Origin of the sequence: Snodgrassella gandavensis, from assembly GCF_914768025.1 — a bacterium.
Classification (GTDB): Bacteria; Pseudomonadota; Gammaproteobacteria; order Burkholderiales; family Neisseriaceae; genus Snodgrassella; species Snodgrassella gandavensis.
Window position 1 is genome coordinate 50,064 of sequence record NZ_CAJZCE010000001.1, and the last position, 13,157, is coordinate 63,220.

The following is a 13,157-nucleotide window of genomic DNA, read 5'->3' on the forward strand; positions in this document are numbered from 1 at the left end:
CTAATAGTAAATGCAAATCTGGCTATTTCATGAATGGATTTTTGTTTTAGCCATAATGGGCAAATTACCTATGCTGGTATTGGAAATTGCTATGCCTGCGATGGTGGTCTGAATGGGTGTTACGGCTATTTTGCTTTTGATGGGTTTAAATATTTTGCTAAAGGTAATGATGATTTCATCCCGCAGATTGGCTTTGAAAAACGACCTTTAGGTTTTTTTCATTGTATGCGCCGTTTGATGTTGTGTCATTTTTCAGATAGGGGTGGTGATTTTGATTTTATTAGTATTACGCTGGCCTATGTTCAAGTCAGTAGTGAATGTTTCGCAGCTTGGCGAAAGTGTTTACCGGTTAGCAGATTAATTTCATTCTATGGCTGGCCTGAATTATTGGTATTTCTTCTGACTGCTAAGGCATTAATAGATTTGCTGGTTGGGTTGTAAGAATCTTGGGTATGGATGTAATCACTAAGGGTGGGGTTATTATGGCTGTCTGTGGGGTATTTCAGACGCGATAGTTGTTGGCATTGTGATTATTGCAAAGAGGTTCAATCGGCCATTGGTACACGGATAATCGCGATTGCGATAGGCATCATAGCGTGAATCTTTGCTCTTACTGTGGTTTTTGTCGGATATGAGGGTGTGTACATATCTGCTGGTTAAATGTCTGATAGTATGGTTTGACTATGGTCTGTAAAAATTAATTACTGGTTATGGTAAATTTTATTTCTAAAAACAATAAACTATAAAATAAGTACGCTGTGCTGAAAAAAAGTGCTTGCTGTGTTGCTTACTCTATGATTTAATACGCGCCTCAACAGCACAGGGTGATTAGCTCAGTTGGTAGAGCGTCTGCCTTACAAGCAGAATGTCGGCGGTTCGACTCCGTCATCACCCACCAGTTTTCTGTTTTATGCGTAGCATAAAATATGCGCGGTGGTAGCTCAGTTGGTTAGAGTACCGGCCTGTCACGCCGGGGGTCGCGGGTTCGAGCCCCGTCCGCCGCGCCAATTTACATTTTTGCTGTTTTCTTTTATGGGTGATTAGCTCAGTTGGTAGAGCGTCTGCCTTACAAGCAGAATGTCGGCGGTTCGACTCCGTCATCACCCACCAAACAGTTTTCTATTTTCTTTTCTTATCCTAATTGATTAAATTGCTATTTAATTTATTGAGCTATTAGTATTTGGTTGTTATATATTTTGCTGATGGTGCGATGAGTTTTAGATTATATTTGTCATTGTAAATTTGTTACAACTACCACATTTACAGTAACAGGTTCTCAAACATATTTATGCATTGCTCAATAAACTAATATGCATCTGTTTGTATATGCTTGAGATATTTCACTTGGCACGGATTATAAACTATCCTATAATTCAATGCTCAGTCAATTTTTGATTGTTTGTGCGGATATGGCGAAATTGGTAGACGCACCAGATTTAGGTTCTGGCGCTGAAAGGCGTAAGAGTTCGAGTCTCTTTATCCGCACCACAGATTTTAAAAGATATCTTAGATACTAAGATATCTTTTTTATTTTGCTTATGCTGTTCGGTTTGACGTATTGGCCTAAGTTTGATTCAAATTCATATTTTTCTACTGTTTTTAAAATCATTGATTTGTTTATCTATTTATTTTATTAGTTGGGATAAGCTCAATCTAAATTGTAACCAGTTTGCTTGATATTGTTGTTAGCAGGTTAAATCTCAGGTTTATTTCATCTTTTGTTTGGTAAAAGCGGCTGAATGTCTGATTGAGTAATTGTTCTTAGGTCTGAATATTCAAGCATCTATTCAGAGTTTGGCCAACGTTGATGGGTTGAAATTGGTTATAAGTTGGTACTGTAGATAAGCATTTAGATAAATTCTTTCGATTTAATTAACTATACTGATTGATATTTATAAAAAACTGCACTGTCTGGCGTAAAGCTGATTCAGACAGTGCAGTTTGTTATTTAGATAAATGACTGCTTAGATTACATGGCTTCCAAGGTATCTATGCCTAATAAAGCTAAGCCTTGCTGTAGGGTTTTGCCGGTGAGGCTGGCTAGCTGCAAGCGGCTATTGCGTGTGGCATCATCTGTTTTCAGTATCGGACAGGCTTCATAGAAACGACTGAAGAGGGTAGCAATCTGATACAGGTAAGCTGCCAGATAATGTGGATAGGTGGTATCAGCAACGCTATCAAGTATGTCTTCAAATTTGAGCAATTCTACGGCTAGCTGTTGTTCCAGTGGTTCATTGAGGCTAATCTTGGTATTTTTATCCCATGCACCTGCTTTGCGGAAAACGCTTTGTACTCGGGTATAGGCATACTGTAAATAGGGTGCTGTATTGCCTTCAAATGACAGCATGCTGTCCCAGTCAAATATGTAATCGCTGGTGCGGTTTTTACTTAAATCAGCATATTTTACTGCACCAATACCTACTACTTGCCCTATATGAGCTATTTCGGCGGGGCTCAGCTCGGGATTTTTACTGGCGACCAAAGCAGATGCACGAGTCACGGCTTCATTGAGCAATTCCATCAGTTTTACGGTGTCGCCACTGCGGGTTTTAAATGGTTTGCCATCTTTGCCCATCATGGTGCCAAAGGGTACGTGTTCTGCATGTACGTTTTCTGGTAGCCAGCCAGCTTTGCGAGCTACGGTAAACAATTCATCAAAATGCAGGCTTTGGCGTGCATCTACGACGTATAAGAGGCGATTGCCGTGCAAGGTATTGATACGATAGCGCACACAGGCTAAATCGGTACTGGCGTAAAGGAAACCACCATCTTTTTTCTGGATAATGAATGGCGCTGGTTCGTCGTCCTGATTCTTAAATTCTTCAAGAAAAACGACTTTAGTTCCATTGCTATCTACGGCTATGCCTTTGGCCAGAAGTTCGTTTACGGTAGGTTGTAGCTGGTCGTTATAAAACGATTCGCCGGTTACATCAGTAGGTAATAGTTTTAAGCCCAGCTTTTGGTAAACTGCCTGAGCGTGCTGCAATGATGTTTGCACAAACTGTTGCCATAAGGCCAGTACGCTGGCGTCGCCACTTTGTAATTTCACTACATATTCACGCGCGGTATTGGCGAAGTTTTCGTCTTCGTCAAAGCGTACTTTGGCGTTACGATAGAACTGTTCTAAGTCGGCCAGTTCCATATCTGCACGACCGTTTTGTTGTTGTTCTGTCAGGTAGGCTACCAGCATGCCGAATTGGGTACCCCAGTCTCCTACGTGATTCTGCGCAATTACTTTGTGTCCCAGAAAAGACAATACTCGGTTTAGGCTGTCTCCGATGATGCTGGAGCGTAAATGCCCTACGTGCATTTCTTTAGCCAGATTGGGTGAGGAGTAATCGATAACTATTGTTTGCGGTTCGCTGCTGCGTGTTATACCTAAATGATCATCCTGTAATGCATTTTTGATATATTGAGCCAGTTTTTCAGGGCGCAGGCGCAGGTTGATAAAGCCTGGGCCTGCGACTTCTGCTGTGGCAATCAGGGTGTTTTCCTGTAGGGCATCGGCAATTTTCTGTGCCAGTTCGCGTGGGTTTTGTTTGGTTTTTTTGGCCGCGCCCATGATGCCATTAATCTGATAATCACCAAAATCACGGTTTTTGGCAGGTTGCAGGACAATTGGATGTTCGGCGAGTCCGGTTGCGCTGAATGCTTTTTCAACTTCAGCTGCAACTTGTTGATGTAATTTCATGTTGGTTTAACTATTAGGAAGATGGTTCATTTTCGCATAAATATGCGTAAATCGCATTAACAGAACATGCCGGCAGGTAGGTTATAGCCTGATTCATTTTTGCTGCTGGTTAGGAGAGTTTAGTCTGTAACAGGATAGGGTTGTTGTTATATGAGTGGGTAAATAGCTGTCTGTTGGTGGGCTGAATCTTTATTTTATATATTGTTTGTATGGGGTAAAGCAGGTACTGCTGCTATCTATCTGGATTGCAAATAGATGTTTGGTGTTTATGCAGGCCTGTAAAATTAGCCGACGCGATAAAAGGCCAGACTACCCAGCAGGTTTGGCCATAGGGAGATACGTTTATTGCCACTCATAACGGCGCGTTGTAAAACTTTTAAATGGTTCTTGCTACATAATTTGTCGAAATCCTGAAGTGTACACCAGTGAATATTTGGGGTGTTATACCATTGATAAGGCATGCGTTCCGATACCGGCATATGCCCACCAAGGGCGATTTGCAGGCGATTGCGCCAATAGCCGAAGTTAGGAAAGGTCACAATGGCTTCTCTGGCTACGCGTTTCATTTCCTGCAGGATGTTTTCGGTGTTTTTCATGGCTTGGATGGTCTGACTCAAAACTATGATATCAAAGCTGTTATCGTTAAAGTGTTGTAAGCCGACTTCCAGATCAGCCTGTATGACATTAACACCACGCTGCATGGCGGCCAAAACACTGCTGGTGGCAATTTCCAGTCCGTAACCCTGACAGTTTTTGTGTTTGATCAGGGCAGCCAGTAGTTCACCATCTCCACAGCCTAAATCGAGTACACGGCTATTGGGGGTAATCCAGTCGAAAATCATTTGTAAGTCACCACGCAGTGGTGTTGACGAAGTATTCATTGTGTTAGTTCGTTGGCTATATTATTAAAATAAATACGGATGGCAGCCTGATAGTCAGGGTCTTCCATTAAAAATGCATCATGGCCATGGGCAGACTGGAGTGCTATGTATTGTACAGGTTTGTTGGCAGCTACCAGAGCGTCGAGTAATTCCTGTGAACGTCTGGGTGAGAAACGCCAGTCACTGCTGAAGCTGGCAATGAGTATTTTGGCCTGAATTGCTGATACTGCTGCAACTAAGTCACCGGCATAATCACGCGCCGGATCAAAGTAATCCAGTGCTTTTGTCATCAATAAATAGCTATTGGCATCAAAGATATCGGCAAATTTATCACCCTGATAATGTAAGTAGGATTCTACTTCAAATTCAACGTTGTAATCGTACTGATAGTTTTGCTGACGCATTTGACGGCCAAATTTTTTACCAAGCCCGTCTTCGGCTAGATAGGTGATATGTCCCATCATGCGTGCTATACGCAAGCCCCGGCGGGGAATCCGTTGTTGTAATGCATAATGACCCTGACAAAAATCGGGGTCGGTAAGAATGGCTTGACGGGCTACATCATTAAAAGCGATATTTTGTGTCGATAATCGGGGGGCAGAGGCAATGATTAATGCATGACGTAAACGCTGTGGCTGATCAATTGCCCACTGTAATGCCTGCATTCCGCCCAAGCTGCCACCCATTACTGCCGCCCACTGCCGGATACCAAGCCGGTCGGCCAGCATGGCCTGACTTTGAACCCAGTCTTTTACTGTAACCATGGGAAAATCGGCACCATACGCTTTGTTGGTGGCGGGGTTGATACTCAGTGGTCCGGTACTGCCATGGCAGCCTCCCAGATTATTTAGGCCGACAACAAAAAAGCGGTTGGTATCAACTGGTTTGCCGGGGCCAACCATGTTGTCCCACCAGCCGGGATGTTTGTCGTTACTGCTATGGTAGCCGGCAATGTGATGATTTCCAGACAGGGCATGACATATCAGTACCGCATTACTTTTGTCTGTATTAAGGGTGCCATAGGTTTCGACCATCAGTTCAAACTGTGGTAAAACACAACCGTTCTGCAAGGTTAACGGGTGGTCAAAAGACAATTTCTGCGGGGTAACAATGCCAATACTGTCTATTTCTTTCATGGGAATAGGTAAAAGAATAGAAAACTGGCATTATAACGGCTTTGTCTGGTTTGCACAGATTTAACGTGTTTTGGAAAATATATGCTAGGCCGATTGTTGCGTCTGTTTGTTGTGGTGCTTTTGTTGGGTGTGTTGTTAAAGTATGTGCTTGGAAAACAACAAAAGCAGAAACTCGGTTATTGGGTAAACTGTCTGGCGCTGATATTGCTGTTGATTACTTCGTTGATGTGGCTGCTATATGCACTTGAAGCGGATTTCTGGTAGTTCAGGAGTGTTGTGGTTTTGATTAATAGAAAATATCCGGTCAGTTATTCAGGCCGGCCGGATATCTTGCTCGTGGTTTATAATAAATTGCTAACTTCGGCTTTTTCTTCTTCAAGCTCTGCTAAAGTCTGGTTGATACGCTGCTGGCTGAATTCATCAATTGGCAAATCTTTGACAATGGTGTACTCACCATTTTCACAGGTCATGGGGAAGCCAAATACAATTCCTTCTGGAATACCATAGGAACCATCGGATGGCACGCCCATGGTAACCCATTCGCCATCACTTCCGATTACCCAGTCATGAATCTGATCGATAATGGCGTTGGCGGCACTGGCTGCTGAAGACAGGCCACGAGCTTCAATGATAGCAGAACCACGTTTACCTACTTTAGACAGATATTCGTTTACATACCAGTTCTGATCATTGATCATTTCTGCTATGTTTTCGTTATCTAAAGTTGCAAAGCGGTAATCAGTGTACATGGTAGGGCTGTGATTTCCCCATATGCACAGTTTTTTAATTTTGCTCACTGGCTTGCCGGTTTTTTCAGCCAGCTGGCTAAGTGCGCGGTTTTGATCCAGACGCATTAGCGCGGTGAAATTTTTGGCCGGTAGGTCTGGTGCGGATTTCATGGCAATATAGGCATTGGTATTGGCCGGATTGCCAACTACCAGTACTTTTACATCACGGCTGGCTACTTTATTTAAAGCCGCTCCCTGAGTAGTGAATATTGCTGCATTTGCCTGTAGTAAATCACTGCGTTCCATGCCTTTGGTGCGCGGGCGCGCACCTACGAGGATAGCTATATCCGCATCTTTAAATGCTACCTCTGGGTCATGTGTAGCAAACATGTCGACCAGCAGGGGAAATGCACAATCCTGTAATTCCATCATCACGCCCTGAGCGGCAGTTTGTGACTGGGGTAAATCAAGAAGTTGCAGAATAACCGGAGTGTCAGTTCCAAGCATGTCACCACTGGCAATGCGAAACAGCAAAGCATAACCAATCTGACCGGTAGCACCCGTCACGGCGATGCGTACAGGTTTCTTCATAACTTATCCTCTTATTAAAAATAGAAACACGACTACAAATATTTTTCTTGTCTTTATGGTGGTGGATTTGGCAGCACTACAAGAATTTGGCGCGTATGATAACAAAATTCTGTTTAAGGTTAAATTAATTGACGTAATAGATTGGCGTCTTTTTGAGAATATTGGCACAGTTTTTCATGTTATCTTATGTCTTATATAAGACTTTGTTTACTTGAGTTTGAAATGTCGTACAATAGATTAAAAATCAATCCGCTTAAAAGGCATATACCGTTATACCAGTCAGTGATGCAGAGGGTTGTACATTTACTTGTGGATGGTGATTTCAGACCTGGTCAGCAGTTACCCAGTGAATGGGATCTGGCTGCGCAATGGGGCGTAAGTCAAGGTACGATACGCAAGGGTTTGAATGAGCTGGTATCGCGAGGCATTTTACAGCGCCATCAGGGAGTAGGTACTTTTGTTACTCAGCAAAACTGGGACTGGGGTTATTACTCTTTTACTGAAATACCTGTATTGCAACAGGGTAGAACGGAGCGGGTCTGGCCAGTAGCAGAGGTACTTAGTCTGATGCTGGCTGCTGCGGATGAGGAAACAGCCGTACAGCTAGGCTTAAAAATAGCGGAACCGGTGTGGAAAATTATGTTGCTATGGCGTACTGGCTATACGGAGGTGGCGGTAGATGAATTATTTTTACCTGTTGCATTATTACCAGATTTAAATGTGCGATTTGTACGTCGTCGCCGCAGTTTTTATGCTTTTTTGTTGCTTGAATATGATGTTCTGTTGGATACTGCGCAACAATGGCTTTGGCAGACCGCATTGCATCCAGAAATAGCCAGACTGTTGAAAGCGGATATGGCTCTTCCTGCACTTTGTCTGGGACGTTTGAGCCAGAGTGTGGACGGTGTGCTCTATGAGTGGCGCCGGCGTTATTTACAGCTTGGCAATAAATCTCTGCAGTTAAGTGGTGCTGCTGCTGAATTTTGAGGGCTGAATTGTAAATAATTTGTATGTTGTTTTTTGCCTGTTTTTTTAAAAACTAGGTCAATTGCTGTAAATTTCGGTTTGAGGCGACTCAGGTCGCTGGTTTTGAGTTTTAAATCTTCTAATAATCAAGAGGAGTTACCGATGCAAAAAGAAAGGCCAGTGTATCTCGATATACACAAGATACGATTACCCATTCCGGGTATTGTATCTATTTTTCATCGTTTCAGTGGTGTGGCGCTGTTTATCTGTATTCCGCTGTTGTTATGGCTGTTTTCAGGCACGCTGTCCCATGAATCTACGTTTAATACCTATCATGCGCTTGTGCAGAATCCTTTGGCAAAGTGCATTTTTTTTGTTCTGCTGCTGGCTTATGTTTATCACAGTCTAGCCGGTGTTCGCTTTCTGCTTCTGGATATTCATAAAGGCACAGGACTAAATACAGCTCGAACTTCTGCTAAAGCAGTGGTTGTGTGCGCAATTGTATTGACCGTTATTATTTATGGAGCGTGCTTGTTATCATGATTGATCGTAAATTGGCCGGCGCGCACTATGGTTTGCGCGACTGGATTATGCAGCGTATCACCGCAGTAGTTATGTTGGTGTATTCAGTACTCTTTTTAATCATGATTATTTGTTTACCGCACAGTTATCAGCAATGGCAGTGTTTCTTTGCTCAAACCTGGGTGCGTCTGATAACTCAGATTTTTGTGCTGGCGCTGGTATTACATGCTTGGATTGGTATTCGTGATTTGTGGATGGACTATATTAAATCGGCAAGTTTACGCCTGTTTTTGCATACCGCCACAATTTTATGGCTGGTTGGCTGTCTGATTTATTCTATTAAAGTGATTTGGGGGTTAGCATGAGTATGCCCAAGAGTTTACCGGTACGTCGTTTTGATGCAGTAATTGTTGGCGGCGGTGGTGCAGGGCTTCGTGCGGCTCTGCAATTATCTAAAGCAGGTTTGAATACAGTGGTGCTGTCTAAGGTTTTCCCAACCCGTTCTCATACGGTAGCTGCTCAGGGGGGTATCTCTGCCTCTCTTGGCAATGTGCAGGAAGATCACTGGAACTGGCATATGTACGATACGGTTAAAGGTTCTGACTGGCTGGGTGATCAGGATGCGATTGAATTCATGACGCGCCGCGCACCTGATGCTGTTGTGGAACTGGAACACATGGGTATGCCGTTTGACCGTGTTGAGTCTGGCAAGATTTATCAGCGTCCGTTTGGCGGTCATACAGCTGAATTCGGTAAACGTGCAGTAGAGCGTGCCTGTGCTGTGGCAGACCGTACCGGCCACGCGATGCTGCATACTTTGTATCAGCAAAATGTACATGCAGAAACCCAGTTTTTTGTTGAGTGGGCTGCTCTTGATCTGATTCGTGATTCTGAAGGTGTGGTGATTGGTGTCATCGCCATGGAAATGGAAACGGGTGAAGTTTTCATTCTGCATGCCAAAGCGGTGTTATTTGCCACAGGTGGCGCAGGTCGTATTTATGCTTCTTCTACCAATGCCTACATGAATACTGGTGATGGCTTGGGTATGGCTGCACGTGCAGGTATTCCTCTGGAAGATATGGAATTCTGGCAATTCCATCCTACTGGTGTGGCTGGTGCCGGAGTTTTGATTACTGAGGGTGTGCGTGGCGAAGGCGGGATTCTGCTGAACAGTGAAGGTGAGCGTTTTATGGAGCGTTATGCGCCTACTGTGAAAGATTTGGCTTGCCGTGACGTGGTTTCGCGGGCTATGTCGATTGAAATCCATGAAGGCCGTGGTGTTGGTAAGAATAAGGATCATGTTCTGCTGAAAGTAGATCATCTTGGTGCAGAAAAAATTATGGAAAAATTGCCGGGTATTCGCGAAATTTCCATTCAGTTTGCTGGTGTTGATCCGATTAAGGATCCGATTCCGGTGGTGCCAACCTGTCACTATATGATGGGAGGTATTCCTACTAATTATCATGGTCAGGTGGTAATGGCCAAAGGTGATGATTTGGAAGCTCCTGTACCTGGTTTTTATGCCGCTGGTGAATGTGCCTGTGCTTCGGTACATGGCGCCAACCGTCTGGGTACCAATTCTTTACTTGATTTGGTGGTGTTTGGTAAGGCGGCTGGTGATCATATGATTGATTATATTAAGAAGCAGGGTGCACATCGTGAGTTGCCTGCTGATGCTGGCGAGAAAACGCTTGCGCGCCTCAGCCGTCTGGAAAATCAGACTAATGGTGAAGAAGTATCTGAGGTACGTAATGACTTGCAGCGGTGTGTTCAGTCGCATGCAGGTGTGTTCCGTACCGATGCTCTGTTGCAGGATGGCATTGAGAAAATCAATGCGATTGCTGAACGCGTAGCCAAAACGCAGATTCATGACAAGAGTAAAGTGTGGAATACAGCACGGCTTGAGGCACTGGAACTGGATAATCTGATTGAAGTGGCTCAGGCTACGCTGGTTTCTGCTGCTGCACGTAAAGAATCGCGTGGCGCCCATGCTTCAGATGACCATCCAAACCGTGACGATGAAAACTGGATGAAACACACACTATATTATGCAGAAGACCAGCATCTGGAATATAAACCGGTACATACTAATCCTTTGAGTGTGGAATATATAAAACCGGCTGAACGCGTTTACTAAGGAACTATCAAGATGGAAAAAATCCGTTTCCAAGTGTACCGCTACAATCCCGATGTGGATGCCAAGCCGTACATGAAAGATTACGAACTCGAAATCGAACCTACAGATGTGAAGCTATTGGATGCGCTGATCAAGCTCAAGGCACAGGATGACAGTCTGTCTTTTCGCCGCTCCTGCCGTGAAGGGATTTGTGGTTCTGATGGGATGAATATTAATGGTAAAAATGGCTTGGCCTGTCTGACTGATATTCGCAGTTTGAAGCAGCCAATTGTTTTGAAACCACTGCCGGCTTTGCCTGTTATTCGTGACTTAATTGTTGATTTTACGCAGTTCTTTAATCAATACCATTCAATTAAGCCTTATATGATTAATGATACGGCGGCACCGACGCGCGAGCGTTTACAGTCGCAGGCGGAACGCAAGGAGCTAGACGGCCTGTATGAATGTATTTTGTGTGCCTGCTGTTCTACGTCATGTCCCTCGTTCTGGTGGAATCCGGACAAGTTTGTTGGCCCGTCCGGTTTGCTGAATGCTTATCGTTTTATTGCTGATACTCGTGATACGCGCACTAACGAACGTCTGGATAATCTGAATGATCCTTACCGGCTGTTCCGTTGTCATACGATTATGAATTGTGTGGATGTTTGCCCGAAACATCTGAATCCGACACGGGCTATCGGTAAGATTAAAGATTTAATGTTAAGAAGAGTAATCTGATGCAGCATTTTGATGATAATGCCAAACGTCGCATACGCTGGTTAACCCGTCGTGGCTTGTTGGAACTGGATATTATTTTAGGTCGCTTTATGTCTCAAGCCTTTGATCAGCTATCTGATGATGATTTAAGCGCGTTTGTGGCGTTAATGGATTTACCTGACCCGGAAATTCTGGCATTGATCAATCAGTCTGGAAACTGTGAAAGTGCCCAGTTTGAGCCTGTTCTTGAAAAAATTAGGCAGGCTCAATTTTTGTAAATGCTTTTCTTTCGTTAATGTTTTTTAGTTTAGTTTATTTAAATAGAAAAATTGAAAATTAAGGAGTTAGAGATGACTAAGAACGCTATACTCAACATTGAGGGGCAAGAACCTTTTGAGATGCCGGTATTGTCTGGCAGTTTGGGGCCGGATGTCGTTGATATTAATAAGCTGTATGCTGGTACTGGCATGTTTATGTTTGATCCAGGGTTTACATCAACAGCATCCTGTGAATCGAAAATCACTTTCATTGATGGTGAAAAGGGGCAGTTATATTATCGGGGATATCCCATTGAGCAGTTGGCAGAACGCAGTGATTATCTGGAAACCTGCTATTTGCTGATATATGGCGAGTTACCTGATGCAGTCGAAAAGCAGAAGTTCGAATTGGGTGTTTTGCGTCATAATATGGTGCATGAACAACTAACCTGGTTTTTCCGGGGGTTTCGTCGTGATGCTCATCCGATGTCAATGATGGTAGGGGTAGTAGGTGCACTGGCGGCATTCTATCAGGATAGTTTGGATATCAATAATCCTGATCACCGCCGAATTGCTGAATACCGCATGATTGCTAAGGTGCCAACTCTAGCTGCGATGTGTTATCGCTACTCAAAAGGTTTGCCATTTAATTATCCGCGTAACAATTTGTCTTATACCGGCAATTTTATGCATATGATGTTTGCCAAGCCAACAGAGGATTATGTGGTTAATCCTGTGCTGGAACGTGCGTTGGATCGGATTTTCATTTTGCATGCAGATCATGAGCAGAATGCTTCCACATCAACTGTGCGTTTGGCTGGCTCATCTGGTGCCAATCCTTTTGCCTGTATTGCCGCGGGTATTGCCTGCCTGTGGGGGCCGGCTCATGGTGGTGCCAATGAGGCAGTGCTGAAAATGCTGGATGAGATTGGTGATGTATCTCGTGTTGAAGAATTTATACAGGGAGTTAAAGAAAGACGTTATCGTCTGATGGGTTTTGGGCATCGTGTATACAAAAACATGGATCCACGTGCCAAGATTATGAAACAGACTTGTGATGAAGTATTAAATGAGCTGGGATTGCAAGATAGTCCTAAATTCAAGCTGGCAATGGCTTTGGAAAAAATTGCTCTGGAAGACCCATATTTCATTGAACGCAAGCTGTATCCGAACGTTGATTTTTACTCCGGTATTGTTTTAAGTGCATTGGGCATTCCGACCACGATGTTCACCGTGCTGTTTGCTTTAGCCCGTACGGTAGGCTGGGTATCACACTGGCACGAAATGATTGCTGACCCGAATCAGAAAATCGGCCGTCCACGACAGCTATATACTGGTTCTGGCCGACGCGATTATCTACCTGTAGATAAACGCTAATTATTTGTGTGTTCAGGCAGCTTTATAAGCTGCCTGAAACATACTGATGCTTCATCCCCATGTATGCACGTGGTGATCTGGAATCGGTATGTTGATATGCGGTAATCTGGAATCGGCATTCGATTCTCGAATTGAATATTGGTAGGGGATAGTGATATTCCTGTTTTATTAGTTT

At 43.8% G+C, this 13,157-nt stretch carries 13 protein-coding genes and 4 tRNA genes; 13 read left to right on the plus strand and 4 right to left on the minus strand.

Annotated elements, in window-relative coordinates:
- Positions 1–33 precede the first annotated feature (33 nt).
- The 5 genes from MJ764_RS00185 to MJ764_RS00205 all read left to right on the plus strand — a co-directional run bounded on the left by MJ764_RS00185 (position 34) and on the right by MJ764_RS00205 (position 1,488).
- On the plus strand, positions 34–441 hold the full coding sequence (locus MJ764_RS00185; RefSeq protein ID WP_239323534.1) for a hypothetical protein: 408 nt from the start codon (positions 34–36) through the stop codon (positions 439–441).
- A 381-nt stretch (positions 442–822) separates the two neighbouring features.
- Positions 823–898, plus strand: a tRNA-Val gene (locus tag MJ764_RS00190).
- A gap of 32 nt (positions 899–930) precedes the next feature.
- Positions 931–1,007: transfer RNA gene (locus MJ764_RS00195), tRNA-Asp, on the plus strand.
- Between the two features lie 27 nt (positions 1,008–1,034).
- A tRNA-Val gene (locus tag MJ764_RS00200) sits at positions 1,035–1,110 on the plus strand.
- A 293-nt stretch (positions 1,111–1,403) separates the two neighbouring features.
- Positions 1,404–1,488 (plus strand) — tRNA-Leu (locus MJ764_RS00205).
- A 481-nt stretch (positions 1,489–1,969) separates the two neighbouring features.
- Here the strand turns inward: MJ764_RS00205 and argS are convergent.
- The 3 genes from argS to metX form a co-directional block, all read right to left on the minus strand.
- Positions 1,970–3,691 (minus strand): arginine--tRNA ligase, encoded by a 1,722-nt coding sequence (gene argS, locus MJ764_RS00210; protein ID WP_239323535.1) that lies wholly within the window; start codon positions 3,689–3,691, stop codon positions 1,970–1,972.
- Positions 3,692–3,975: 284 nt separating this feature from the next.
- Positions 3,976–4,572 carry a methionine biosynthesis protein MetW gene (metW, locus tag MJ764_RS00215; protein ID WP_239323537.1) on the minus strand — a complete coding sequence of 199 codons (597 nt, stop codon included), beginning with the start codon at positions 4,570–4,572 and terminating at the stop codon, positions 3,976–3,978.
- Positions 4,569–5,708, minus strand: coding sequence for a homoserine O-succinyltransferase MetX (metX, locus tag MJ764_RS00220; protein ID WP_239323539.1), 1,140 nt, complete (start codon positions 5,706–5,708; stop codon positions 4,569–4,571). The genes metW and metX overlap by 4 nt, the downstream gene beginning before the upstream one ends.
- A gap of 81 nt (positions 5,709–5,789) precedes the next feature.
- Here metX and MJ764_RS00225 point away from each other — a divergent pair, with 81 nt between their 5' ends.
- Positions 5,790–5,972 (plus strand): protein MIGRI, encoded by a 183-nt coding sequence (locus MJ764_RS00225; RefSeq protein WP_239323541.1) that lies wholly within the window; start codon positions 5,790–5,792, stop codon positions 5,970–5,972.
- 77 nt (positions 5,973–6,049) lie between these two features.
- Here MJ764_RS00225 and MJ764_RS00230 read toward each other — a convergent pair whose 3' ends face one another.
- The gene (locus tag MJ764_RS00230) at positions 6,050–7,027 is read right to left on the minus strand and encodes a malate dehydrogenase (RefSeq protein WP_239323542.1); all 978 of its coding nucleotides are present in this window, start codon (positions 7,025–7,027) and stop codon (positions 6,050–6,052) included.
- Between the two features lie 222 nt (positions 7,028–7,249).
- Here MJ764_RS00230 and MJ764_RS00235 point away from each other — a divergent pair, with 222 nt between their 5' ends.
- From MJ764_RS00235 to gltA, 7 genes are all read left to right on the plus strand, one after another.
- Positions 7,250–8,014, plus strand: a complete 765-nt coding sequence (locus tag MJ764_RS00235; RefSeq protein ID WP_275415200.1) for a GntR family transcriptional regulator — start codon at positions 7,250–7,252, stop codon at positions 8,012–8,014.
- Positions 8,015–8,155: 141 nt separating this feature from the next.
- On the plus strand, positions 8,156–8,536 hold the full coding sequence (gene sdhC, locus MJ764_RS00240; RefSeq protein WP_239323544.1) for a succinate dehydrogenase, cytochrome b556 subunit: 381 nt from the start codon (positions 8,156–8,158) through the stop codon (positions 8,534–8,536).
- Positions 8,533–8,880: a succinate dehydrogenase, hydrophobic membrane anchor protein gene (gene sdhD, locus MJ764_RS00245; RefSeq protein WP_239323548.1), complete on the plus strand. Its 348-nt coding sequence runs from the start codon at positions 8,533–8,535 to the stop codon at positions 8,878–8,880. The genes sdhC and sdhD overlap by 4 nt, the downstream gene beginning before the upstream one ends.
- A 2-nt stretch (positions 8,881–8,882) precedes the next feature.
- The gene (gene sdhA / locus MJ764_RS00250) at positions 8,883–10,652 is read left to right on the plus strand and encodes a succinate dehydrogenase flavoprotein subunit (protein ID WP_239324061.1); all 1,770 of its coding nucleotides are present in this window, start codon (positions 8,883–8,885) and stop codon (positions 10,650–10,652) included.
- 12 nt (positions 10,653–10,664) lie between these two features.
- A complete protein-coding gene (locus MJ764_RS00255) occupies positions 10,665–11,369 on the plus strand; it encodes a succinate dehydrogenase iron-sulfur subunit (protein ID WP_239323549.1) in 705 nt (234 codons plus the stop codon).
- On the plus strand, positions 11,369–11,626 hold the full coding sequence (locus MJ764_RS00260) for an FAD assembly factor SdhE (RefSeq protein ID WP_239323551.1): 258 nt from the start codon (positions 11,369–11,371) through the stop codon (positions 11,624–11,626). The genes MJ764_RS00255 and MJ764_RS00260 overlap by 1 nt, the downstream gene beginning before the upstream one ends.
- A gap of 72 nt (positions 11,627–11,698) precedes the next feature.
- A complete protein-coding gene (gltA, locus tag MJ764_RS00265; RefSeq protein ID WP_239323553.1) occupies positions 11,699–12,982 on the plus strand; it encodes a citrate synthase in 1,284 nt (427 codons plus the stop codon).
- The last annotated feature ends 175 nt before the right edge of the window (positions 12,983–13,157 follow it).